The sequence below is a fragment of the Aeromicrobium camelliae genome, assembly GCF_003850045.1.
Classification (GTDB): domain Bacteria; phylum Actinomycetota; class Actinomycetes; order Propionibacteriales; family Nocardioidaceae; genus Aeromicrobium; species Aeromicrobium camelliae.
The window spans coordinates 21,020-45,834 of record NZ_RQJX01000018.1 but is presented as its reverse complement, the minus strand read 5'-3'; the positions used below and the strand labels follow the sequence as shown (position 1 = coordinate 45,834).

At 69.7% G+C, this 24,815-nt stretch carries 20 protein-coding genes; 8 read left to right on the top strand and 12 right to left on the bottom strand.

All coding sequences use genetic code 11. The features are described from left to right. Positions 1–9: 9 nt before the first annotated feature. On the top strand, positions 10–639 hold the full coding sequence (locus EHW97_RS12510) for a pyridoxamine 5'-phosphate oxidase family protein (protein ID WP_124237508.1): 630 nt from the start codon (positions 10–12) through the stop codon (positions 637–639). Here the strand turns inward: EHW97_RS12510 and purE are convergent. Genes purE through EHW97_RS12485 form a run of 5 tightly spaced genes read right to left on the bottom strand, consistent with a single transcriptional unit; the run spans position 627 to position 4,690 of the window. Further along, positions 627–1,136: a 5-(carboxyamino)imidazole ribonucleotide mutase gene (gene purE, locus EHW97_RS12505; protein WP_124237507.1), complete on the bottom strand. Its 510-nt coding sequence runs from the start codon at positions 1,134–1,136 to the stop codon at positions 627–629. The two genes, EHW97_RS12510 and purE, sit on opposite strands and share 13 nt — an antisense overlap. Beyond that, positions 1,133–2,302, bottom strand: a complete 1,170-nt coding sequence (locus EHW97_RS12500; protein ID WP_279432318.1) for a 5-(carboxyamino)imidazole ribonucleotide synthase — start codon at positions 2,300–2,302, stop codon at positions 1,133–1,135. Before EHW97_RS12500 ends, purE begins: the two co-directional genes overlap by 4 nt. Positions 2,303–2,335: 33 nt before the next feature. Next, positions 2,336–3,328, bottom strand: coding sequence for an adenylate/guanylate cyclase domain-containing protein (locus tag EHW97_RS12495; protein ID WP_243696433.1), 993 nt, complete (start codon positions 3,326–3,328; stop codon positions 2,336–2,338). Next, the gene (locus EHW97_RS15805) at positions 3,312–3,833 is read right to left on the bottom strand and encodes a PH domain-containing protein (RefSeq protein WP_124237506.1); all 522 of its coding nucleotides are present in this window, start codon (positions 3,831–3,833) and stop codon (positions 3,312–3,314) included. The genes EHW97_RS12495 and EHW97_RS15805 overlap by 17 nt, the downstream gene beginning before the upstream one ends. Before the next feature lie 26 nt (positions 3,834–3,859). Further along, positions 3,860–4,690, bottom strand: coding sequence for a biotin--[acetyl-CoA-carboxylase] ligase (locus EHW97_RS12485; RefSeq protein ID WP_124237505.1), 831 nt, complete (start codon positions 4,688–4,690; stop codon positions 3,860–3,862). A 17-nt stretch (positions 4,691–4,707) separates the two neighbouring features. Between EHW97_RS12485 and EHW97_RS12480 the strand changes: the two genes are divergently transcribed. Genes EHW97_RS12480 through EHW97_RS12465 form a run of 4 tightly spaced genes read left to right on the top strand, consistent with a single transcriptional unit; the run spans position 4,708 to position 9,095 of the window. Continuing rightward, complete coding sequence (locus EHW97_RS12480) at positions 4,708–6,312, top strand: acyl-CoA carboxylase subunit beta (protein WP_124237504.1); 1,605 nt, start codon at positions 4,708–4,710, stop codon at positions 6,310–6,312. After that, complete coding sequence (locus EHW97_RS12475; protein ID WP_124237503.1) at positions 6,309–6,539, top strand: acyl-CoA carboxylase subunit epsilon; 231 nt, start codon at positions 6,309–6,311, stop codon at positions 6,537–6,539. The genes EHW97_RS12480 and EHW97_RS12475 overlap by 4 nt, the downstream gene beginning before the upstream one ends. A 2-nt stretch (positions 6,540–6,541) precedes the next feature. Then, positions 6,542–7,144, top strand: coding sequence for a Maf family protein (locus tag EHW97_RS12470; RefSeq protein ID WP_124237536.1), 603 nt, complete (start codon positions 6,542–6,544; stop codon positions 7,142–7,144). Between the two features lie 25 nt (positions 7,145–7,169). After that, positions 7,170–9,095, top strand: a complete 1,926-nt coding sequence (locus tag EHW97_RS12465; RefSeq protein ID WP_124237502.1) for a VWA domain-containing protein — start codon at positions 7,170–7,172, stop codon at positions 9,093–9,095. A 3-nt stretch (positions 9,096–9,098) separates the two neighbouring features. Here EHW97_RS12465 and EHW97_RS12460 read toward each other — a convergent pair whose 3' ends face one another. Further along, on the bottom strand, positions 9,099–10,265 hold the full coding sequence (locus EHW97_RS12460; protein ID WP_124237501.1) for an acyl-CoA dehydrogenase family protein: 1,167 nt from the start codon (positions 10,263–10,265) through the stop codon (positions 9,099–9,101). A 191-nt stretch (positions 10,266–10,456) separates the two neighbouring features. On the opposite strand from EHW97_RS12460, the gene EHW97_RS12455 reads away from it, so the two are divergent. Next, positions 10,457–12,226, top strand: coding sequence for an acetyl/propionyl/methylcrotonyl-CoA carboxylase subunit alpha (locus tag EHW97_RS12455; RefSeq protein ID WP_243696432.1), 1,770 nt, complete (start codon positions 10,457–10,459; stop codon positions 12,224–12,226). Positions 12,227–12,285: 59 nt separating this feature from the next. Here the strand turns inward: EHW97_RS12455 and EHW97_RS12450 are convergent, their stop codons facing one another. The 6 genes from EHW97_RS12450 to EHW97_RS12425 all read right to left on the bottom strand — a co-directional run bounded on the left by EHW97_RS12450 (position 12,286) and on the right by EHW97_RS12425 (position 22,246). Next, on the bottom strand, positions 12,286–17,088 hold the full coding sequence (locus EHW97_RS12450) for a SpoIID/LytB domain-containing protein (protein WP_124237500.1): 4,803 nt from the start codon (positions 17,086–17,088) through the stop codon (positions 12,286–12,288). A 147-nt stretch (positions 17,089–17,235) separates the two neighbouring features. Then, a complete protein-coding gene (locus tag EHW97_RS12445) occupies positions 17,236–18,606 on the bottom strand; it encodes an NAD(P)H-quinone dehydrogenase (RefSeq protein ID WP_124237499.1) in 1,371 nt (456 codons plus the stop codon). A 43-nt stretch (positions 18,607–18,649) separates the two neighbouring features. After that, on the bottom strand, positions 18,650–19,327 hold the full coding sequence (locus EHW97_RS12440) for a biliverdin-producing heme oxygenase (protein WP_124237498.1): 678 nt from the start codon (positions 19,325–19,327) through the stop codon (positions 18,650–18,652). Then, positions 19,327–20,115 carry a heme ABC transporter ATP-binding protein gene (locus EHW97_RS12435; RefSeq protein WP_124237497.1) on the bottom strand — a complete coding sequence of 263 codons (789 nt, stop codon included), beginning with the start codon at positions 20,113–20,115 and terminating at the stop codon, positions 19,327–19,329. Before EHW97_RS12435 ends, EHW97_RS12440 begins: the two co-directional genes overlap by 1 nt. Beyond that, positions 20,112–21,140, bottom strand: coding sequence for a FecCD family ABC transporter permease (locus EHW97_RS12430; protein WP_124237496.1), 1,029 nt, complete (start codon positions 21,138–21,140; stop codon positions 20,112–20,114). Before EHW97_RS12430 ends, EHW97_RS12435 begins: the two co-directional genes overlap by 4 nt. Beyond that, positions 21,137–22,246, bottom strand: a complete 1,110-nt coding sequence (locus EHW97_RS12425; protein ID WP_124237495.1) for a heme/hemin ABC transporter substrate-binding protein — start codon at positions 22,244–22,246, stop codon at positions 21,137–21,139. The genes EHW97_RS12430 and EHW97_RS12425 overlap by 4 nt, the downstream gene beginning before the upstream one ends. 136 nt (positions 22,247–22,382) lie before the next feature. Between EHW97_RS12425 and EHW97_RS12420 the strand changes: the two genes are divergently transcribed. After that, positions 22,383–23,189 (top strand): purine-nucleoside phosphorylase, encoded by an 807-nt coding sequence (locus tag EHW97_RS12420; protein WP_124237494.1) that lies wholly within the window; start codon positions 22,383–22,385, stop codon positions 23,187–23,189. Continuing rightward, positions 23,186–24,814 carry a phospho-sugar mutase gene (locus EHW97_RS12415; protein WP_124237493.1) on the top strand — a complete coding sequence of 543 codons (1,629 nt, stop codon included), beginning with the start codon at positions 23,186–23,188 and terminating at the stop codon, positions 24,812–24,814. The genes EHW97_RS12420 and EHW97_RS12415 overlap by 4 nt, the downstream gene beginning before the upstream one ends. Position 24,815 lies beyond the last annotated feature (1 nt).

Genomic DNA, 24,815 nt, shown 5'->3' with positions numbered 1-24,815 from the left:
GCTGCGGCCATGGGCGAGACCGTCGAGATCACCGATGAGCAGGAACTGCGCGAGATCCTCGGCGTTCCACTTCCGCGTGCCGCTGCGAAGGACCGCGACCGCCTGCACCCGGAGCATCGCGACTGGCTGGCCGCGTCGCCGTTCTGCCTCGTCGCGACCAGCGCGCCGGACGGGAGCTGCGACGTGTCCCCGAAGGGGGATCCCGCCGGCCGCCTCGTTCACGTCATCGACGACCGCACGATCGCGCTCGCGGAACGGCCGGGAAACCGCCGCGCCGATGGCTTCCTCAACATCCTCAGCAACCCCCACGTGGGGCTGCTCTTCCTGATCCCGGGCCGTGGCGACACGCTGCGAGTGAACGGCCGGGCTCGCATCCTCGCCGATGCGCCGTACCGCGACGCGTTCGCCGTCGACGGACATGTGCCGCGGCTCCTGCTGGAGGTCGCGGTCGAGCAGGTGTTCTTCCACTGCGCGAAGGCGTTCCTCCGCGCGCATCTGTGGAAGCCCGAGACGTGGAATCCCACGGCTGTCGCCTCCCGTGCTCGCCTCGCGAAGACTCTCGAGGGCGCGGAGAACTCGATCGAGGAGTTGGAGCGCTACTACGGTTCGGCCTACGAGGCCAACCTCTATCGCGGCTGAGCGGCGTCGCGGACCGCCGCGCCCTTGGCGCGGGCGGTGTCAGCGAGCGACTCCTGGAAACGCAGCATCGCCGCGGTCAGTTCGGCGTCGCCGGCCGCGAGGATGCGCGCCGCCAGCAATCCGGCGTTGCGCGCGTTGCCGATCGAGACGGTGGCCACCGGCACGCCGGCGGGCATCTGCACGATCGAGAGCAGGGAGTCCATGCCGTCCAGGTAGCGCAACGGCACCGGAACGCCGATGACCGGCAACGGCGTGACCGCCGCCAGCATGCCCGGCAGGTGCGCCGCTCCGCCGGCTCCGGCGATGATGACCTCGAGCCCACGCTCGTGGGCACGCCGGCCGTACTCTAGCATCTCCGCGGGCATGCGGTGTGCGGAGACGACATCGGCCTCGTAGGCGATACCGAACTCGGCGAGCGCCTCGCCGGCTGCCTGCATCGTGGGCCAGTCGGAATCCGACCCCATCACGATTCCCACGCGGGGCGTTGCGTCGCTCATGCCGTCTCTTCTCCGTCCGTCAGGATGGCCGCACTCCGCCTGGCCCGGCGCAGCACGTCGTCGAGGTCGTCGCCGGTGGCCGTGACGTGTCCGACCTTGCGGCCCGGTTTGACCTCTTTGCCGTAGAGGTGGATGTGAACATCCGGCTCGGCCGCGAGTGCGACGGCTCGCTGGGCCACGAGGTCGGTCACGCTGCCGCCGAGGATGTTGACCATCACTGCCCACGGCTGGCGCGGCGCGGGTGAGCCGAGCGGAAGATCGAGCACGGCCCGAAGGTGGTTCTCGAACTGGCTCGTCTCGGCGCCGTCGATGCTCCAATGCCCGGTGTTGTGCGGCCGCATCGCGAACTCGTTCACGAGGACTCGGCCGTCCTGGGTCTCGAACAACTCCACGGCCAGCATGCCGACGACATCGAGGCCCTCGGCCACTGACGTGGCGACAGCCGTGGCCTCGGCGGCCGTCGCCGGATCGAGATCGGGCGCCGGCGCCGTGACTTCCACGCAGATGCCGTCGCGCTGGCGCGACTCCACGACCGGGTACACCACCATCTCGCCGGACGGGCGCCGCGCGACCTGCGCCGACAACTCCCGCCTGAAGTCCACGAGCGCCTCGGCGAGCAAGCGGGCCCCCGAAGCCGTGACCGCGGCGAACGGCTCGTCGAGGTCGTCGGCCGACGTCACCTTCCAGACGCCCTTGCCGTCGTACCCGCCGCGCGTGGTCTTGACGATGAAGGGCCAGCCGATCTGGTCGCCGAACGCGACGAGCGCCTCTCGGGCGGACTCCTCACCGTGCTGAGCGGGGTCGACGACGGTGAAGGCAGGAGCCGGTAGCGACAGTTCGGCCAGCTTCTCACGCATGTCGCCCTTGTCTTGGGCGTAGATGAGCGCCTGGGGCCCGGGACGGCATGCGATCCCCGACTCCTGCAGAGCGCGCAGGTGGGTCGGCGGCACGTGCTCGTGGTCGAACGTCACGACACCGACGCCCGCGGTGATCCGGTGCAAGGCGTCGAGGTCGGTGTAGTCGCCGACCTCGTGGTCCACCACGACCTGGGCGGCCGAGACGTCGGGGCCCTCGGCCAGGAGCCGAAGTCGGATCCCGAGGGCAATGGCAGGCTGCTGCATCATCCGGGCGAGTTGTCCCCCGCCGATCACCGCGAGTTCAGGCACGCCAGCAGCCTATCGATCGCAGCAGGCGGACGATCAGCGACTGCGGAAGCCGCGTCGCTCGCTGACGGTGATCGGCGAGACGTTGCCGAAACCCCGCAGCAGCCGCGGCGGGAGCACACGTGTCTCGAAGTCGTCGCCGAGCGCGTTCGCCGTCGTCGTGTCGACGAGCACGCGGTTGCTGCGCGCCACGTGGGAAAGTCGAGCGGCCAGGTTGACCGGAGGACCGAACACGTCGCCGAGGCGGCTGATGACCGAGCCGGTGGCCAGGCCCACCCGCAAGCTCGGGAGGCCCTCACTCGTCGACAGTCGCTTGACGATCTCGAGCGCGATCCGCGTGGCTTGGACGGGATCCGGGCACACGTAGAGCACGGCATCGCCCAACGTCTTGATGACACGGCCGCCGTACGACGTCACCAGGTCGGTGGCACGGTTCTCGAACGTCTCGACGACGCGCGCGAGCGCCGCGTCGTCGAGCTCGTTGGACAAGGCGGTGAAACGGGAGAGGTCGGCGAATCCGACGGACATCGTGGTCGACAACAGTTCCTCGTCGACGGCGCCCTGCGCCTCCAACCGCGATGCGGCGGCGGCCAGGTGACGGCGCCACGCATGCACCATGAGCTTCTCGAGTGCCGGGCCGGCGGTGGCCGCCAACGCCATCGCCGCCTGGAGCCGGCTCTGGGCCTTGCCCTCCTCGACGTCGCGCTCCAGTTGATCGACCAGCGTGGAGACCTGCCAGTCCGCGAGCCGTGCCATGGTCTGGCCGACGGCGCGCGTGAGCCGGAAGGTGGTGTCCTCGGCGAGGATGTCGTTCTCGATCGCGGAGGCGACGATCGCCACCGCTTCGGCGTCCGACGTGCCGAACGCCGACGAGTCACCCGGATCGGGAAAGCCGAGCGCGCGCCACAGTCGCCGGGTGTTCTCCGGCGACAGGCCGCCCTTCTCCGCGACCTCGTCGCTGGTCAGGTCCAGTCGCGAACCGAGGATCAGCGAGACGAGTTCGTCACGCTCGTCAGCTCGATTCGCCACGGGGAACCTCCTGATGGGATGGGTGGTTGTCGAACACCAGCGTGCTGACGCTGCGGTGGAACTCCTCGATCCGCGGGACGTCGTGCAGCCGCAGGCCCTCCTGCTGGCTCGCATCATGGATCACGAGCGTCCCGCAGCGCAGGATGCGGTCGATGAGCTGTTTCTCGTAGTTGACGTCGTTGACGCGCATGAGGGGGATGATCCTGCCGGTCCGCGTGAGGATTCCGCGCTGCTCGACGATCCGCAGGTTCGTCAGCGTGTAGGTCCACAGGTACCAGCGCAGGAACGGGATGACCGTGGTGATGGTGAAGAGCACGAGAGCGACCACGACGACCGCGATGCGCGCCCAGGAGCCGCCGCCGTCCCCGATCACGCCGTAGGTGAACCCCGCGACCGCCATGACGGCCAAGCCGAAGAGGAACGGCACGACGAGCACCTTGACATGCGTGCGGGTCTCCTCCACGACGTTCTCGCCGTCGAGGAGCAGCTTGGCCGAAAGGGACATGTGACGATTCTGTCACGCCCGGGAGGTCACCTGGCAGGACGAACGTGAGTGATGTCGCCGGCGCTGAACGGCTTCCCGTCCACGACCAGGCGACCGAACTCGTCCACCGTCTCCGCGGTGCCCTCGACGCGACTCCCGTCGGGCAGCATCACCCGGACGTGCTGCCCGACGGTGACGCAGCGCTGCACGAACGCTTCGCGCAGCGCGGCGAAGCTCTCGTCGTCGTTCTCCCACGCCGAGAGCCATCGATCCAGGTGGGTCAGCAAGCGGGTGGCAAGCACCGTGCGGTCGAGTTGGTCGGCGCCCTCCAACAGCAGGGAGGTGGCCGTCTCCACCGGCCGCTCCTCCTCGCTGAGGCTGACGTTGACCCCCATCCCGATGACCGCGGCGGCCGCCAGCCCCGATCCCGCGGGCGGCTCCACCCGCTCGAGCAGGATCCCGCTGATCTTGCGTCCCGCGACGAGGACGTCGTTGGGCCACTTGATGCCGCCGTCGCGAACACCCGCCTCGGCGATCGTGTCAGCGACCGCGAGCCCCGCGACCAACGGCAGCCAACTCCACCGCGCGAGGGGGACCTCCGGCCGGATGAGGGCCGACACCGCGATGCCGGACATCGGCGGCATGACGAAGGTGCGGTCGAGACGGCCACGACCCGCCGCCTGATGATCGGTCGTGACGACGCTTCCCGAGGGCGCCCCGGACCGCGCCGCGATCGCCAGTTCGGCGTTGGTGCTGGGTGACTCGACCGTCACCTCGAGGCGCTGCCACCGGGTCGCGCGAAGCGCGTTCTGAAGCGCTACGGCGTCGAGCGGAGTGCGGGGCAGATCACAGGGACGGCGATGCGGTGAGGAAGACACGGTCTAAGGTAAGCCACATGACCGACGCAGCACCGGACGTCCAGCTCGAGGCGCATCCCGAGCTCCACACCACCGCGGGCAAACTCGCCGATCACGAACGCCGCACGCACGAGGCCACTGTCGAGGTCGCGGAGCGTGCCGCCGAGAAGCAGCACGCCAAGGGGCGCCAGAGCGCGCGCGAGCGGATCGAGCAGTTGCTCGACGAAGGTTCGTTCGTCGAACTCGACGCCTTCGCGCGTCACCGTGCCACCGCCTTCGGCTTGGCGGAGAACCGGCCGCTCGGCGACGGTGTCATCACCGGCTACGGCACGATCGACGGCCGCCAGGTCTGTGTCTTCAGCCAGGACTTCAGCATCTTCGGCGGCAGCCTCGGCGAGGTGTACGGCGAGAAGATCACCAAGGTCATGGACCTCGCGATCAAGTCCGGGTGCCCGATCATCGGGATCAACGAGGGTGCTGGTGCCCGCATTCAGGAGGGCGTCGTCTCGCTCGGCCTGTACGGCGAGATCTTCCGCCGGAACGTCCACGCGTCGGGCGTGATCCCCCAGATCAGTCTCATCATGGGATCGAACGCCGGCGGCCATGTCTACTCCCCCGCCGTCACCGACTTCGTCGTGATGGTCGACAAGACCTCCAACATGTTCATCACCGGCCCGGACATCATCAAGACGGTCACCGGCGAGGACGTCACGATGGAGGAACTCGGCGGCGCGCGCACCCACAACACCAAGAGCGGCAACGCCCACTACATGGGCGCGGACGAGACCGACGCGATCGAGTACGTCAAGGCGCTGCTCAGCTACCTCCCCCAGAACAACATGGAGGAGCCCGAGGCCTACGACGAGGACATCGACCTCGAGCCCAACGACGCCGACCTCGCGCTCGACACGCTCATTCCCGATTCGGCCAACCAGCCGTACGACATCCGCACGGTCATCGAGACGGTCCTCGACGACCAGGACTTCCTCGAGGTCCAGCCGATGTTCGCCCCCAACATCGTCATCGGTTTCGGCCGCGTCGAAGGCCGCAGCGTCGGCGTCGTGGCCAACCAGCCGATGCAGTTCGCGGGCACGCTCGACATCGACGCTTCGGAGAAGGCCGCGCGGTTCGTCCGCACGTGCGACGCCTTCAATATCCCGGTCCTGACGTTCGTCGACGTCCCGGGCTTCCTCCCCGGCACGGACCAGGAGTGGAACGGCATCATCCGTCGCGGAGCCAAGCTGATCTACGCCTACGCCGAGGCCACCGTCCCGCTGGTCACGGTCATCACGCGCAAGGCCTATGGCGGCGCCTACGACGTCATGGGCTCCAAGCACCTCGGCGCGGACGTCAACCTGGCCTGGCCGACCGCGCAGATCGCCGTGGTGGGTGCTCAGGGCGCCGTCAACATCCTCTACCGCCGCGAGATCGCCGGCGCCGAGGACCCGGACGCGCGTCGGGCCGAGCTCATGACCGAGTACGAGGACACCCTGTGCAACCCCTACGTGGCCGCCGAGCGCGGTTACGTGGACGCGGTCATCCGTCCCAGTCGCACCCGGGCCGAGATCGCCAAGGCGCTGCGCCTGCTGCGTACCAAGCGCGAGACCCTTCCGCCCAAGAAGCACGGGAACATCCCGCTGTGAGCGAGGAGACGACCCCGGCGAAGCCGGTCCTGCGCGTGGTCCGTGGCGACCTCACCGAGGAGGAGCTCGCGGCTCTCGTGGCCGTCGTCGCTGCGCGCAATGCGGCCGCCGCTCACGCCGCCGCCAAGCGTCCAGCGCCGGTGCGCTCCGAGTGGGGACACCCCGCCCGCCAGCACCGCGCGCCGCTGCGCGTCGGCCCCGGACAGTGGCGCCGCAGCGCCTGGTGACGATGCGGCTCATCCTCGCCTCCGCGTCTCCGGCGCGGTTGTCGATCCTGCGACGTGCCGGCATCGAGCCGGACGTCATCGTGTCGGGTGTCGACGAGGACCAGGTCGTCGCCGCGACCCCGAGCGGACTCGCCAGCGAGCTGGCGCGGCTCAAGTGCGACGCTGTGGCGAGCGGTCACCGCGATCGGCTCGTTCTCGGCTGCGACTCCGTGCTGGAGTTCGACGGTCAGATCCTCGGCAAGCCCCACGACCCTGAGACAGCGCGTCAACGCTGGCGCGAGATGCGCGGTAACGCCGGTGTTCTTCATACCGGCCATTGCCTGCGCCGCGGCGACGACGTCGTGCTGCGGGCCGCAGCCACCCGCGTGCATTTCGCGTATGTGACCGACGAAGAGATCGACGCGTACGTCGCGACCGGTGAGCCGCTGCACGTGGCCGGCGCGTTCACGATCGACGGCATCGGCGGCGCCTTCGTGACCCGGGTCGAGGGCGATCACCACAACGTGATCGGTCTCAGCCTGCCGCTGTTGCGCGAGATGGTGCAGGAACTGGGTATCGTGTGGCCCGATTTGTGGAACCTGAACGGACACGACGCGAACGGGTAGACCGACCCGTCATCGAGGGGGCCCCATGAAACGAAGCAGTTATGTCGTCGTGGGCGTCCTGCTCCTCGCCTGGTCGGCGCTCGCCGCACCGGCCGTGGCCGAGGAGCCCGAGGACGCCTCCCCGAGCGACATGATGCTGGTGCTGGATGCGTCCGGCTCCATGGCAGACCCCGCGGGCGGCGGTGGCGGCACCCGCATCGATGCGGCGAAGCAGGCGTTGAGAACCGTCATCGACGAACTCCCGGCGGATCAGCGCGTCGGCTTCCGGGTCTTCGGGGCCAGCGACGTCGCCGAGACCGACCCCGCCGCCTGCACCGACTCACAGCGTGTCGTCGATCTGGGCACCGAGAACCGTGACGACCTCCGCGCCGCGGTCGACGAGTACGCTCCGGTCGGCTGGACACCCACCAGCCACGCTCTGCGTGAAGCGGCGGCGGACCTGGGCGATTCGGGCCAGCGATCCATCATCCTGGTATCCGACGGCGAGCCCACCTGCGATCCCGACCCGTGCGAGGTGGCCGGTGAGATCGCGAGCTCGGGCGTCGACGTGCGTGTCGACGTCGTCGGCCTCGACGTCTCCGGTGCCGCCCGCGACACCTTGCAGTGCATCGCCGAGCGCGCCGGCGGCACGTACTACGACGCGAACGACGCCGAGTCCCTGACCCGCAGCCTCACTGTCACGTCGACCCGAGCCTCCCGCCCGTTCGACCTCGGCGGGACTCCCGTCGAGGGCACGACCGATCCGGAGGCCGCACCCACCATCACTCAGGGGCGCTACCTGGACTCGATCCCTGACGAGGAGCCGATCCACTGGCGCGTCGAACGGACCGTTCCGGGCAGCACCATCCACGTCGGCGCCGTGTTCCGCGGCGTGGCGGGTTCGGTCGGCGACGCCCTGGCCGTCGCGGTGTACGCCGACGCGGACTACGGGCCGAAGCAGTGCAATGTCGCCACTGCGTACGGCATCGGGATCGGAGCCCGGAGCCCCATCAATTACGGAGCGACCTCGAGCTGGGTTGAAGACCCCGACGACGTCTGCAACACCGCCGATGAGGTCACCGTCCGCATCGACCGCACGGTCGGCATCGAACTCGCCGGCGCGCCGGTCGAGCTCGCGGTCTATGAAGAGCCGCCTCTGGCCGAGGCGCCGACCACCGACCCGCCCCAGGCGCCCGCATGGACGGCGCTCGAACCGGGGGACGCCACGCGCGACGTGGTTCCCGGCACCAGCAACGCCAACGCACCGATCGTGGACGAGGGCACGTACGCGCTCGACATCAACCCGGGCGAGACCCAGGTCCTCGGAATCCCGCTCGATTGGGGGGAGAGTCTGCAGGCCCAGCTGGACGCTCAACTGACCGACGCCGTCCGCCGAGCGGCAGGCGCGGGCAGCGGTATCGAGGTCTCCATCGTGAACCCGCTGCGCGCAGAGAACTCGATCTCGTTCTGGACGAAGGAACCGGAGGACTGGAGCACGGGCGCCTTGGCCAACACTCGAGAGAACGGTCCGTTCCGTACCGGCGCCCAGTCCTACCCGATCGCCCCGTCCCAGCGCACGTCGACCTCTGCGGCCGAACAAGGGGCCCAGTTGGCCGGCGTGCATTACGTCCAGGTCGTCTACAACGTCCGCGGCGATGATGCCAACCTGCCGTACACCCTCACTCTCAAGCGGACGTCGAGCGGTGACGGCGCCGCCCCCGAGTACGAGGACGTCGCCGGACTCACGGCCCCGTCCGCCGACTTCCGGCTCGCGGCGGCAGCGGCCGACGCGACGCCGGCGGCGGGCGGGAGCGACGGCGATGGCCAGGAAGGGGCCGCAGTCGCGGACACCGCCGAGGAGCCGTCGGCCGGCACGCCGTGGACCACCGTGGCCGTCGCCGGAGTTCTTCTCGTCGCGGTCGCGGGGGCCGTGGTCACGATCCTCGTCCGGCGCCGTCAGGACGCCGGATAACGCTCACTCGACCGGCAGACCCAGGCCGCGGGCGATGAGCATCCGTTGCACCTCGCTCGTGCCCTCGCCGATCTCGAGGATCTTGGCATCGCGATAGAACCGCGCGACCGGGTACTCCTCCATGAACCCGTAGCCACCGAACACCTGCGTGGCGATGCGCGTGGCGGTGACGGCGGCCTCCGAGGTGTAGAGCTTCGCGATGGCCGCTGCCTGCTTGAACTCCGCGCCGGTGCGTCCGGCGTCCTTCATCGCGGCGGCCTGGTACGTCAGTGCGCGACCGGCACGCGCCATCACGGCGAGGTCCGCGATCTGGAAGGCGACGCCTTGACGGGTGCCGATGGGCCGGCCGAAGGTCTCCCGCTCCCCCGCATACTGCGTGCACAGCTCCAGACACCCCTCGATGAGACCGACCGCCAGGGCGGCGATCGCGACCCTGCCGTCGTCGAGAGTCGCGAGGAACTGCGCATAGCCCCGCCCGCGGTCGCCGAGCAGGTGGTCGGCGGGCACTCGCGCGTCGGTGAACGTGAGCGGGTGCGTGTCGCTGATGTGCCATCCGAGCTTGTCGTAGGCAGGTTCGGCCACGAAGCCGGGCGTGTCCGCCGGGACGGTGATGGCGGAGATCTCGGGACGGCCGTCCGGTGTGGTTCCAGTGCGCGCGGTCACGGTGACGAGCGACGTGAGCGCGCTGCCGGAGTTGGTGATGAACTGCTTGGCACCATTGATCACCCAGCTGTCCCCGTCGAGTTCGGCGCGCGTGCGAGTGGCCCCCGCGTCGGAGCCGGCGCCTGGCTCCGTGAGACCGAATCCGGCGAGCGCACGGCCGGCGACGAGATCGGGGAGCCACCGTTCGCGCTGCTTCTCGTCGCCGAAGGTGGCGATGGGGTTGATTCCGAGACCCACGGCCGCCTCGAGCGTGATCCCCAGCGACTGGTCGACCCGTCCGAGCTCCTCGATGGCCACACACAGGCTGGTGAAGTCCGCGCCCGCTCCCCCGTACTCCGGTGAGGCGGTGAGGCCGAACAGCCCGAGGTCGCCCATCGCCCGTACGGTCTCGACCGGGAAGTGGTGCTGCCTGTCCCATTCGGCGACGTGAGGGGCGATGTGTTCCTGCGCGAAGTCGCGCACGACGTGCCGGAAATCCTCGTGTTCCCGGGACAGTTCGAAGTCCATGTGACGAGGTTAACACTCGTTAACCTCGTGCAGCCACTTCCCCTGGCGCGGCAGGGAAAGCTCAGCGCGCCTGAGTCGCAGGGGCGGCCGCGGGCACCCTCGCAATATGAGACCTGGGACACGGCACCGGCGCCGTACGCCCTAGACTCGCTCTGCAGCCCGCGCTGCTGTGTCGACGACAAGGAGTTCACGTGACGACGCCGTTGAAGAAGGTACTGATCGCCAACCGCGGTGAGATCGCCGTCCGAGTGATCCGGGCGGCCAAGGACGCCGGGATCGGCAGCGTAGCCGTCTACGCCGAACCCGACCGCGACGCTCTCTTCGTACGGCTCGCGGACGAGGCCTACTCACTCGACGGCGCCACGCCAGCGGACTCGTACCTCTCGATCGAGAAGATCATCGCGGTCGCGAAGCGCAGCGGTGCCGACAGCGTGCACCCCGGGTACGGCTTCCTCGCCGAGAACGCGGACTTCGCGCAGGCCGTCATCGACGCCGGACTGATCTGGATCGGTCCCCCGCCGGCCGCGATCGACGCTCTCGGCGACAAGGCCAAGGCGAAGCAGATCGCCCAGAAGGCCGAGGCGCCTCTCGCACCGGGGACGAAGGACCCGGTGAAGGACGCCGACGAGGTCCTCGCCTTCGCCGACGAGGTCGGACTCCCGATCGCCATCAAGGCGGTGTTCGGCGGTGGCGGCCGTGGCCTGAAGGTCGCACGCACCCGCGAGGAGATCCCCGAGGCCTACGAATCGGCCGTTCGCGAGGCGGTCGCCGCCTTCGGGCGCGGTGAGTGCCTCGTCGAGAAGTTCCTCGACAAGCCGCGGCACGTCGAGACCCAGTGCCTCGCCGACACGCACGGCAACGTCGTCGTCGTCTCGACCCGCGACTGCTCGCTGCAGCGACGCCACCAGAAGCTCGTCGAGGAGGCCCCGGCGCCGTTCCTGAGCGACGAGCAGCTCGAGCGGCTCTACAGCTCCTCGAAGGCCATCTTGAAGGAAGCCGGCTACGTCGGCGCCGGCACGTGCGAGTTCCTCGTGGCCGCCGACGGGACGATCAGCTTCCTCGAGGTCAACACCCGCCTCCAGGTCGAGCACCCGGTCTCCGAGGAGGTCACCGGACTCGACCTCGTGCGCGAGATGTTCCGCATCGCCGCGGGCGAGGAACTCGGCTACGACGACCCGGAGATCCGCGGTCACTCGATCGAGTTCCGCATCAACGCCGAGGACGGCGGCCGTAACTTCCTGCCCGCCCCCGGAACGCTCACAGCCTGGGAGCCGCCGTCAGGACCCGGCGTTCGCGTCGACTCCGGTTACGTCGTCGGTGAGACGATCCCGGGCTCCTTCGACTCCCTCGTCGCCAAGCTCATCGTCACCGGGTCCACCCGTGAACAGGCGATCGAGCGTTCGCGTCGCGCGCTGGACGAGTTCGTCGTCGACGGGATGCCGACGGTCATCCCGTTCCACAAGAGCGTGCTGCGCGATCCGGCCTACACCGCGGAGAACGGCTCCTTCGACGTCTACACGACGTGGATCGAGACCGACTACGACAACCAGCTCGAGCCCTACGCTGGCCCGGCCGCCGAAGGCGACGAGGCTGGCGAGCGTGAGCGCGTCGTCGTCGAGGTCGGCGGCAAGCGTGTCGAGGTCGTGCTTCCGGGCGGCCTGGGCGCCTCGGCTGCGGTTGCCGGCGGAAGCCAGAAGAAGACCAAGCGCAAGGCCGGCGGATCGGCGGGCGCGGCTGTCAGTGGCGACGCTCTGACGTCGCCGATGCAGGGTACCGTCGTCAAGCTCGCCGTCGAGGACGGCCAGGAGGTCGCCGAGGGCGAACTGATCCTGGTCATCGAGGCGATGAAGATGGAGCAGCCGATCAACGCGCACAAGGCCGGCACGGTCACGAGTCTCACGACGGAGGTCGGCGCCACGCTCGGTGCCGGCGCCGTGATCTGCGAGATCAAGGACGCCTGAGTTCCCCACACGACGAAGGGCCGCTCCCACGGGAGCGGCCCTTCGTCGTTGCGAGGTGTCTAGAAGCCGAACCAGTCGGACTTGAGACCGAACACGGAGCGCGCGGCATTGCCGGTGATCTGGACCGAGCCGCGTGAGCCGTCAAGGTGGATGTCCCAGGCGCGACCGCCCATCGCACCGTTGCCGCTGCGTCGGGTGATCCGCACCTTCTCCAGGGTGCCGATCTGCGGGTAGGACGACTGAATACGCGACGCCGCGACCTCCTGCGTCCAGGCGTGATTGTTGTTGCCCGGCGTGTCGTCCCACGGGTCGTTCACCGCGCGCAGATACGGGTGTGCTGCGAGGTTGGCGGTCTGGTTGGTGAACCCGCCCGAGGAGCTCGAGAACTGGGTGAAGGCGGCCCGGCCGTTGTAGGTCACGATCTGGCCGGCGGTGGCGTCGATCGCCTGGTTCGAGCCGCTCTGCTCCGCACTCGCCCCGCCGTACACCTGGCAGGCCGTGGTGTCGCAGACGTCGAAGTAGTGCGACGGGCGCATCGTCGAGACGGCGTAGCTGCGCGCCGCGAGCGCCTGCGCCTTGACCGCCTCCTGGGGCCATGACGATGGCATCTCGCGCGGCACGACGCCGCGCACGTAGTCCTCGAGCGCGACGACGTTGACCGTCACCCGCTGTGTCGAGCCAGCGCTCGGCACAGCGGATCGCAGGATGCCACGGTATCGGACCTGGGAACCGTTGGGGAGGACCAAGGTGTTCGCCTGGCCTCCGGGAACGTCGAATTCACCGTTGCCGCGCCAGCCGACACCGTGGTTGTACCAGGTCCCCTGGTGCAGATACTGCAGCTTGGAGCTGGTCGCGTCTCCGCCGACGTAGGTGATGCGCCAGCGTTCGACAGCGCGACCGCTCACGGAGGTAGGCAGACGTTCGCTGCGACCGGCCGCGTTGCGGAACGTGATGTCACCACGGGCGAGGATCGTCAGGTCCGGCGACGTCGCGGCCGTGATCTGCACCCGGATGTTCGTCCAATGCGTGCCGATCGAGGTCCCTGAGTAGTAGTGCCCCAGGATCTCTCGGTAGCTCTTCCCAGCCCGCGCGCCACCGAGCGCGCCGAACTGGCTCATCCCGATGCCGTGGCCGTAACCGTGTCCCTTCACGGTGAGACTCCCATTGCGCACGTAGCCGACGTTGACGTCGTTCGTCGAGGCGGCGGGCGTCCGGAAACTCAATAACGTGTGGTGCCACCCGCTCACGGGCTGTCCGTTGGATCCGACGGCCACGACGGAGGCGTAGTACGTGGTCGACGCGCGCAGCCCGGTGACGGCTCGCGCGAGCTCGGACGCCGGAACGACCTGGCACCCGCTGCCGCACGCGGCGCCGGGACGAGCCGAGGACGTCGACACGTGCACCCAGTACTGGGCGGCACCGGAGAAGCCGCTCCAGCGCAGCGTGGCGCGATCGGACTGCAGGCTCTCGGCGCGCAGCCCACGCACGAGCGGAAGCGTCGGCACGGTCAGCGGCGTCGTGTGCCACGCAGTGATCGCCCGTCCGCTCCCATCATAGGCCTGGATGTTCGCGTACTGCGTCGATCCGGCGGTAACGCCGCCGAGCGCCGCCGTCGTCGTGGGCGCGGTGACCGACGCCTCCACGCAGCCGTTGCCGCAGACGCCCGAACGGATCTCTGCCGCGGAGGCGCCGACGATGACCCGGTAGCGCGACGCGCCACTCAACGTGCTCCAGCGCAGACTCACGCGGTCGGACTGGAGGCCGCTCGTCTGCAGTCCTCGCACGAGCGCCGATTGCGCCGTGGTCGTCGCCAGCTTCAACGGGTTAGCGTGCCAACCGCTCAACGGCTGGCCGTTGGCGCCGACGGCGACGACCGTGGCGTAGTACGTGGTCGTGGGCTTCAGCCCCGTGCGAACGTGGCTCAGCTGACCCGCCGGCACGACCTGACAGCCGGACCCGCACGAGGCGCCCGGCCGGTTCGGAGACGTCGACACGTGGACCCAGTAGTTCGCGGCCCCCGAGAAGCTGTTCCACCGCAGGGCGAGCCGGTCGCCGTCGGCGCTGTCGAGCCGCAGTCCTCGCACCAGGGGCAACGTCCGGACGGTCAGTGGTGCGGTGTGCCACGCGGAGATCGCCCGACCGCCACTGTCGAGCGCCTGAATGTTCGCGTAGTAGGTGGCGCCCGGATCGCGGTCCTTGACCGCCAGCGTCGTCGTCGGCGCGGTCACCGTCTTCTGCTCGCAGCCCGAGCCGCACGTGCCCGACGCGGCGGCCGCCGTCCGACCGACCACCACACGGTACGACGCAGCGCCCGTGAAGGCGTTCCAGCGCAACGTCATGAGATCGGATTGCAGGCCGTCGGTACGCAGACCACGAACCAGGTCCGTCAGTTGCGGCGTCGCGACCTTGAGCGGCGTCGCGTGCCACCAGCTGATGGGCTCTCGTTTGGCGTCGACCGCGATGACGGTGGCGTAGTACGTGGTGTTGGGGTCGAGACCCGTGAGCTGGCGCGAGAGCGTCGTGCCCGACACCTCCTGGCAGTCCGTTCCGCAGAGCAGGCCCGGACGCTTCGGTGAGGTCGAGACGTGCAGCCAGTACTTGCTCGCACCCGATTGGGCGTTCCACCGCAGGGTCATCCGGTCGGACTGGACGCTCTCGGCGCGCAGCCCGCGCACCACGGGAAGGGTGCGCACGGTGAGCGGGACGGTGTGCCACGCCGACAGGGCCCGCCCGCTGCTGTCGAGCGCGATGATGTTGGCGTAGTACGTCGACCCCGCCTGCACACCCTTGATGTCGACGGACGTGCTCGTACCCGAGACATTGGTGCCCTGGCAGCCGTCGCCACAGGTTCCCTTGCTCATCGCGCTCGAGGACCCGCCCAGCACCACCTGATAGCGTGCGGCACCGGCGAACGCGTTCCACCGCAGCGTCACGAGGTCCGACGACGGACCCTCGGTCCGAAGCCCCCGGACGAGAGCCGACGTCGGTGCCGTGGTCTTCACCGTCAACGCGGTGGGATGCCAGTCGCTGAGGGCACGCCCGCTGCCGTCCAACGCGACGACCCGCGCGTAGTACGTGGTGTTGGGCTGCAACCCGGTGACCGTACGACTCACGTGGCTCGCGGGGACGTCCTGGCAGTTGCTTCCACACGACGACACCCGTGCCGGAGAGGTCGAGATGTGAAGCCGGTACGTCGCCGCTCCCGAGAACGCGTTCCAGCGCAGGGTGAGGCGGTCCGACTGGGCTCCGTCAAGGCGCAACCCCCGCACGAGTGGTGACGTCTTGATCGTCAACGGCGTCGCGTGCCACTCACTCAGGGCTTGTCCCTTGGAGTCGAGCGCCACAGCCCGTGCGTAGTAGGTGGTGTCCGGCTGGAGTCCGGTCAGCGTCCGGGAAAGCTCGTTTCCGGGAACGTCATGGCAGTTGCCGCCGCACGTCGTCGGGCGCGCGGACGAGGTCGAGACGTAGAGCCGGTACGAGGCGGCGCCGGAGAAGGCGTTCCAGCGCAACGTGATGCTGTCCGCCTGCGCGCCGTCGGCGCGAAGGCCTCGCACCAGCGTCGGCTCCGGTGCCGGCGGCTGGTTCGAGTAGAACATCAGCTGGTCGACCTCGTACCGCAGGCCGTTCGACGCGTCGAGCCACGCGATGCCGTAGCGCCCGGGACAGGCGGTGGCCATCCAGTTGCGGTGTCCGCTCACCGTGAAGTTGGTCTGTCCGTTGAACGTGACCCGCGAGAGCGCGGTCAGACCGAACTGCTGCAGCCGCCAGGCGACGAGCCGCACGGTCGTGCTGCGCAGCGTGGCCCACTCCCCCGTGCGGATGTCGGCGGTCTCGAAGTTGCCCATCATCGAGATGCCCGTCGTGTTGTCGTTGACGACACCGACGCCGGCGTGGGCACCGCGCTTGTGCTGCGTGATGCTGCCGGCACGGCCCTCGAAGATCTGACCGTACTTGTCGACCAGGAAGTTGTAGCCGATGTCGCACCAGCCCTGACGCACGATGTGGTCGGTCTGGTACGCCCGCACGATGGCGGCCGACTCACTCTTGGAGTAGTTGTTCGCACCGGCTGTGTGGTGAATGACGATGCCGCGCATCGAGCCCCGCGTGGCGTCGCAGGACGTTCCTGATCCGGCCCCCCAGCCGGCACGGGAGATGATCGGGGGACGGCTCACCGTGGCGGTCTCGACAGTGTCGGCGTCCATCTCCTTGAGGTAGACCGCGGGTGTGTCGACCGTCTCCGGACCCGGATCGATCGTGGTGATCTCCACATCGGGCAGCGGGCCCTGCGCGGACGTCGCCTGGACGGCGATGCCGTCGGCCTCCTCGGTCCACAGCGGGTCGGTCGAGGACGGCACCTCCTCGTAATCGGAGATCGGCAGTTCCTGCCACTCACCCCACGCCCCGGCGATCCGGACGCGGACCTTGACCTCGATGTCGGTGAGCGCAGGATCGGCGGACCAGTTGACGCCCGCCATGCGGAACGGCTTGACGTCGGTCTGCTCGATGATGGGCTCCGCGTCCGCCGAGGACATCCGCGCGACCTCGGCGGGCGCGCGGGTCTGCTCGACGGTGACGAGGTCCGAGATCGCGTCGTCTGCTGTCTCCACGGGTGCGGGAGCTTCGAGCACGGCCGCACCGGCCGGCGGCGGTGTCGTGGGGACCGCGTCGGCCTCCTGACTCGGCGCCGGCTCAGGAGCGGGCTCCGCTGGCGGTGCCTGATCGGCCGGTGCCGAGGAGGGCGTCGGCGTGGGTGCGGGAGCAGCGGGCTCTGCTGCCGTGGGCTGGACGCACGTGAGCAACAGCGCGGTCGCGGTTGCCGCGACGAGTGCGCCGGAGCGCACGATCCGAGGCCGTGAATGCATGGGGGAAGTCCATTCGTGTGGCGCCTGTGACGGATGTGAATCCTGATGTCAACGAGGATTATTGCCCCACGAACGCTCCGAGCGCCAGCCCGAGGCGATGACCTGCGAAACCACACGCGTGTGGTTTCGTTCAGCAGCGCGAAACGCTCAGAGAAGTCGGTGCAGCCGTCGAGCCGCCTCGGCCACGGATCCGGACATCGACGGGTAGACCGTGAACGCCTCAGCGACGTGATCGGCGGTCAGCTGCGCCGAGACGGCGAGCGACACCGGGTGGATGAGCTCGCTCGCACGAGGACCGACGACCACACCGCCCACGACGGTTCCGGTGCCCTGGCGGGCGAAGAGCTTGACGAATCCGTCGTGCACGCCCTGCATCTTGGCGCGGGGGTTCGCCGCCAGCGGCAGGATCGTGGTGTCCACGAGCATGCCACGTTCCTCGATCTGCTTCTGCGAGATGCCGACGGTGGCGATCTCCGGCGACGTGAAGATGTTGCTCGAGACATGAGCGAGACGCAGCGGGTTCACGGTGTCGCCGAGCAGATGCGCCATCGCGATACGGCCCTGCTGCGCCGCGACCGAGGCCAGCATCAGCACACCCGTGCAGTCGCCTGCTGCGTAGACGCCGGGCACCGAGGTGCGCGAGACCTTGTCGACCACGACGAAGCCGCCGTCGTCGAGCGTCACGCCCGCCTCCTCGAGGCCGAGACCCGCCGTATTGGGGATCGAGCCGAGCGCGAGGAGGCAGTGCGAACCCTCGACGGTACGCCCGTCCGTGAGCGTGACGGTCACTCGATCGCCGTCGCGCGCGACCGACGCCATGCGGGAGTTGCCCATGACGGTCATGCCGCGACGGGTGAAGACGTTCTCGATGAGGTTGGCGGCGTCGGGGTCTTCGCCGGGAAGCACGCGGTCGCGGCTGGACACGAGCGTGACCTGAGCCCCAAGCCCGGTGTACGCGCTGGCGAACTCCGCTCCGGTAACGCCGGAGCCGACCACGATCATGTGCTCGGGGATGTCGTGCAGACCGTAGACCTGTTCCCACGTGAGGATGCGTTCACCATCGGGTCGGGCGTCCTCGCTCACGCGCGGGTGAGCGCCGGTGGCCAGCAGGATGCCGTCGGCATCGAGCGTCTCCTCGCCCTCGGCGGTGCGGACGATGACACGTCCGGGTGCATCGATGCGCCCTTCGCCCCGAACGACGCGGCATCCCGCGGAGACCAAGCGCTCCTCGATGTCGTGCGACTGCGCTGCGGCGAGCCGGAGCACACGAGCGTTGACGCTCGCCAGGTCCGCGCGGACCGTGGACGGCATCTGCACACCGAGCTCCGCCGCGGAACCGACTTCCGTCAGCAGATCCGAGGTGGCGATGAGGGTCTTGCTCGGGACGCAGTCGGTGAGAACCGTCGAACCGCCGACCCCTTCGCGCTCGACCAGGGTCACCTCCGCGCCGAGTCTGCGGGCGACCAACGCCGCCTCGTATCCGCCGGGACCGCCTCCGATGATCGCCACATGAGTCACGCGGTCATTCTTCCGTAGATCCGGTGGCGAGAGCCAATCGTGGTCAGGCGGTGTACTCGTCGAGGCGATCCGTCAGCTCACTGAACACCGCACCGTTGAGCGCGAAGGCGAGACGCACCTCCTCGACCACCCGCTGCTGGTCCTCGCTGGCAAGCGGAAGAGCGTCGAGGCGGGCGCGGTATCCGTCCTTGTACGGCTTCGGCTTCTCGATGAGCGGGAATTCGTAGAACGTCAGCCCCGGTCCCCCGCGCTCGATCTCGTAGGTCCGCCCCAGGATCCGGCCGATCGCCTGTCCGCCGCTGAGATCTCCGAGATACCGGGTGTAGTGGTGGGCGACGTAGAGCGCGGGGTCGTTCCTGGTCTCGAACAGGCGCTCCGCGTACGCGACGACCGCCGGCGATGGTGCCTCGACGGGCGCGTGACCGGCGCGGGCGGTCCAGTACTGCAGATCCGCCTCGAGCGCCGGGAGGCGGTCGAGGCGCGAGTCGACGATGCGGCCCGCGACCGGGTGGTCCGCCAGCTCGCGTCCCACCTCCTCGAGCGCCGCGTAGACGGGACGCAACGCACCGAGGTACGCGGTGTATCCGGCCGCATTCACGCGGCCGTCGAGCATCGTGGCCATGAAGTCCGAGCTCTCGGCCTCTCGATGCTCGATGACCGAGCCGTCGCGCATGAGGACCGACAGCGGCGGCGTGGCCGTCTCGGGAATAGTGGCGGGCATCAGCGGTTCCTTTCGGGGGTGGGACGACGGTCCGGGACGACCAGCAGTGAACCGTCGGGGCCGTGAAGGAGCGCGATATCGATACCGTAGACGGTTCGGACACGCTCGGGGGTGAGTACGTCGCGAGGGAGGCCGTGGGCCGCCACCCGCCCGCGGTCGAGCATGAGGACACGGGAGGCATAGGCGGCCGCAAGCGACAGGTCGTGCAAGACCACGACGACCGTTCGACCGGCCTGCGCGTCCTCGGCGGCGCAGCGCAGGACGTCCTCCTGGTGGCGAAGGTCGAGCGCCGCGGTCGGTTCGTCCAGCAGCATCACGTCGGTGTCCTGGGCGAGCACGCGCGCGAGTGACACGCGCGCCCGCTCACCGCCGGACAGCGCGAGGTACGAGCGCGCGCGCAGGTGCGCCACGTCCGCACGCTCGATCGCCCGTTCGACGGCGGCCTCATCGCGTTCGGGGTCGGCGGGCCACGGGCTGCGCCCCATCGCGACGACCTCGTCGACGGTGTAGCCGAAACTCACCGCGTGCGACTGCAACAGCACGGAACGTCGACGGGCGAGGTCGCGCGGGCGCCAGTCGCCCAGCGGCCGTCCGTCGAACTCCACGGTGCCCGCCTCGGGCCGGACGTCGCCGGCGAGCGCTGCGACGAGCGTCGACTTTCCAGCGCCGTTCGGGCCGACGATCGCCACCATCTCCCCCGCGGCGACATCGAGGTCCACGCCGTCGAGCAAGGACCGCTCGCCGCGGCGGACGGTGAGGTCGCGGACCCGGTACGTGAGCTCGGTCATCCCCATCCCCCTGCCCGCGAGCGCGCCTGTCGGATCAGGACGAAGAAGAAGGGACCGCCGATGAGCGCGGTGATCATGCCGATTGGCAGATCGGCGCCCGCCACGGCGGTACGGGCGAGCAGGTCGCACCAGACCAGGAGCGCGGCGCCGGCGATGGCACTCGCGGCGAGCAATCCCCGGTGGCTTGGGCCGAGCAGCATGCGGATGCTGTGGGGCACCACCAATCCGACGAACGAGATGATCCCTGCGAAGGCGACAGCTGCTGCGGTGAGCAACGCCACCAGAGCGATGGAGCCCACGCGCAGCGCCTCGACGCGGACCCCGAGGTGAGCCGCGGAGCGCTCGCCGAGGCTCAGAAGGTCGTAGCGGCGGGCGAGTGCGAGCGCGATGAGGGTCGTCGGCACCACGATCGCGGTCACGACGGCCACCTCGTGCCAGCGAGCACCGTTGAGGCTGCCCAGCTGCCAGAAGACGATCTGCTCCCGCGAAGCGGTGTCGCCCACGAACATGACCAGCGCGATGCCGGCACCGGCGAAGGCATTGACCGCGATGCCGGTCAGCAACAGCGTGACGACCTCGGTGCGCCCGTTCGCGCGGGCCGTCACGTAGACCAGGAAGGTCGCGAGAAAGCCGCAGACAAACGCCGCGGCCGCGACGCCGGCCCCGCCCGCGACGCTCACGCCGGACGCGATCGCCGCCGCCGCGCCGAGCGCCGCCCCGGACGAGACTCCGACCACACCGGGCTCGGCGAGCGGATTGCCGAAGATCGCCTGCATGACCGCTCCGCCGACCGCGAGCGCGGCGCCCACCAGCGCACTCAGCGCTACCCGCGGAAAGCGGATCTGCTCGAGCGTCATGGCGACGACCTCGTCGCTCGGCGCCCAACCGCTCGTGATTCCCAGGCGCGCGAGCGCCGCGCCCACCACGTCGGTGGTGCTGACCGGGAGCTGGCCGACGCGCGCCGAGACGACGAGACCGACGAGCAGCGCGCCGGTGAGCGTGGCGAGGACGACGACTCTTCTCATGCTCCGCCTGCGTCCGGTGCGGTGTAGAGAGCACGAGCGAGCGCGTCGATCACGCCGGCTGAGCGAGGGCCGAAGGAGAGGACGTCGGCGTCGGCCATGTCGACGATGCGGCGGTTCCGACCCGCGGTCGTCGCGGCGATGGCGGGCTTCGACTCGATGAGCCCGTCGACGCCACCGGCCGACTCGAGTCCGTGCGTCATCACGAGGATGACATCCGGGTCGGCCGCAACGAGCGCTTCGTCGGTGAGCGGTGTGTACTCGCCCCACCCGTTCTCCGTGCCGATGTCGCGGCCGCCGAGCGCGGTGATGAGATCGTCCGCTCCCGACCCTCGGCCGAACAGGTAGTAGATGCCCGCGTCGCCGCGGATGTAGAGGAAGGCGATCGCGAGCGGCTCCTCCGGGGCCAGCCGCTCGGCGACCGTGGTCGTGACCGCCTCGACCTCGCGCTGAATGCGTTGTGCGAGCTGCTCCCCCTCCTGCGCGACGCCGAGGGCCTGCCCGACCGAGCGCGCCAGTTCGGCCGCTCCCGTCATGGACGGATCCCGCTCGACGAAGACGACGGGGACGCCCGCGCTGCGCAACTGCTCGACGACGTCGCGCGGACCGACAGAGCCGTCGGTGACGATGACCGTCGGGCGCAGGGCCATGACCGCTTCGGCGTTGATGGCGTGTCCGCCGCTAGTGACGACCTCGACGTCCTCGATGCCCGCGAACCCGGCTGCCTGGTCGCGGCCGACGAGCCGATCGCCCAACCCCAGACCCCAGACCGTGGCCGCGATCGACCCGGACATGTCGAACGCGACGATCCGTGAGGCGTCCTCGACGGTGACCGGCTGCGTGGCGCCGCCGCGCTCGTGAGAGGTGACGGTGACCGGGAGTGCCGGTTGGGCCTTCTCCACCACCGGCTCGACGGCTCGGTCCCCGAGAACGGCCGTCGCGGGGCCTTCGACCGCGCGGGGATCGGCGACCGGGGTCAACTCCTCCAGCGGCAGCCGCTCCCCCGCACCCTCACCTGGGTCCGACGCCGTACCACTGGCACCACAGCCCGCGAGCACCAACGCCGCGACGGCGAGGCTCACGAGCGGACGAACGGAACGAGGGGCCACGGATCGCACTCCTTCGAGTTAGGTCGCCCTTGGCTAGGGCACCCTAAGTAAAGCAGACCTAAGTGCCAGTTCCGGTGCGGGCCCGCTCACATCGTGGACCCCACCATCGAGATCGTTCCTGTCGTAGGGTGGGCCGGTGAACGCCTACGACCGCGCCCGCGAAGCCGCCGACGTCCTCCGAGAGAAGACCGGGAACGTCGATCACACCGTCGCCCTCGTCATGGGATCCGGCTGGTTGCCCGCCGCCGACGCACTGGGCGAACCGGTCGCCGAGTTCCCTGCCGCAGAACTGCCGCACTTCTCCGCGCCGGCCGTCGAGGGGCACGGCGGCACCGTCCGCTCCGTCCCCATCGGAGACACCCACGCGCTGGTCTTTCTTGGCCGCACGCACTTCTACGAGGGCAAGGGCGTGGAAGCCGTGGTACATGGCGTCCGCACCGCCGCAGCCGCCGGAGTCCGGACCATGGTGCTGACGAACGGGTGCGGAGGCCTCGACCCGTCATGGACTCCGGGGACGCCGGTGCTGATCCGCGACCACATCAATCTCACGGCCACGTCGCCGATCGCCGGTGCCAACTTCATCGACCTGACCGACCTCTACACGCCGCGCCTGCGCGAACTGGTCCGCGAGGTCGACCCGACCCTGGACGAGGGCGTGTACGTGCAGTTCCCGGGGCCGCACTACGAGACGCCCGCGGAGATCGCGATGGTGCGGGCCATCGGCGGGTCGCTGGTCGGCATGTCCACGGTCCTGGAGGCCATCGCGGCTCGCGAGGCGGGCCTGGACGTCCTCGGCATCAGCCTCGTCACGAACCTCGCGGCGGGAATCGGCGGTCAGCCGCTCGACCACGCGGAGGTACTCGAAGCCGGCCGGGCCTCCGCCGCGCGCATGGGCACCCTGCTGGCGGACGTGCTGCCGCGCATCGGAGGAGCCGCCGCGTGACCGCGCCGGACGTCTTTGACCAGGCCCGCGCGTGGATCGCCCAGGACCCGGACCCCGACACGGCATCGCACCTGCGCCAGTTGGTCGAACGTCGCGACCGCGCCGCACTGGAGCGCCTCTTCGCCGGGCGCCTCGCGTTCGGGACCGCCGGATTGCGCGGGGAACTGGGACCGGGTCCGCTCCGGATGAACCGGGTGGTCGTCATGCAGGCTGCTCGCGGCCTCGCCAACCACCTGCTCGAGCAGGAGGACGCGCCCTCGGTGGTGGTCGGTTTCGACGCACGGCACCAGTCTCGCCGATTCGCCCGCGACACCGCCGAGGTTCTCGCGGGAGCCGGCGTCCGCGTCACACTGCTCCCCCGAGCCTTGCCCACGCCGGTGCTCGCCTTCGCGATCCGTCACCTGGGCTGTAGCGCCGGGATCATGGTCACCGCGTCGCACAATCCGCCGCGCGACAACGGGTACAAGGTCTATCTCGCGGACTCGAGCCAGATCACCGCTCCCGTGGACGCACAGATCGCGGCACACATCGCGGCGGTCGGCCCGGTCGACACGCTGCCGCGTTCCGAGGCGTTCACCGTGGCCGGCGACGACCTCGTCGATGCGTACGTCGCGCAGGTCGTCAGCCTCGTCGGCGACCGAGAGCGCCGTGACCTGGAGGTCGTCTACACGCCGCTGCACGGCGTCGGCTACGAGGTGCTGAGCCAGGCGGTGGCACAGGCAGGATTCGCTCCGCTGCGCGTCGTCGCGGCGCAGGCGCAACCCGACCCCGACTTCCCAACCGTCACGTTCCCGAACCCCGAGGAGCCGGGCGCGATGGACCTCGCCCTCGCCGAAGCTGAGGCGATGGACGCCGCGCTCGTCATCGCGAACGACCCGGACGCCGACCGGTGTGCCGTTGGAGTGCGACTGCCGTCCGGCGGATACCGGATGCTCACCGGCGACGAGCTCGGTGCGCTCGTGGCCGACGCGCGGCTTCGCGACGGCGTGCAGGGAACGTACGCGGCGTCCATCGTGTCGTCGGACCTGGTGGGGCGCCTCGCCGCCGCTCGTCAGCAGCCGTGGGAGCAGACCTTGACCGGCTTCAAGTGGATCGGCAAGGTGCCAGGACTCGCGTTCGGCTATGAGGAGGCCCTCGGGTACTGCGTGGCCCCGCAGATCGCGCGGGACAAGGACGGGATCAGCGCTGCGCTCGTGGTGCTCGACCTTGCGGCCCGGCTGCACGCGCAAGGCACGAACCTGCTGCGTCGACTCGAACAGATCTACGCCGAACACGGATGGCACGCCACAGGCCAGGTCGCGTTGCGCGTCAGCGACGTCGCGGAACTCGACGCGCTGATGGAGCGGGTCCGCGCTACCCCGCCGCGCGAACTCGGCGGCCGGGCGGTGCACGCCATCGATGATCTGGCCGAGGGATACGCCGGCCTTCCGCCCACCGACGGTGTCCGCCTCGGCCTCTCCGGCGGCGCCCGCGTCATCGTCCGTCCATCGGGCACCGAGCCGAAGCTGAAGTGCTACCTGCAGATCGTGGTCGACTGGGCCGGAACCGCTGACACCACGCGCGCCCTCGCCGAGGCCGAGCTGACGAAGTTGTCCGACGACGTGCGGGCCCTCGTCTCGGCCTGAG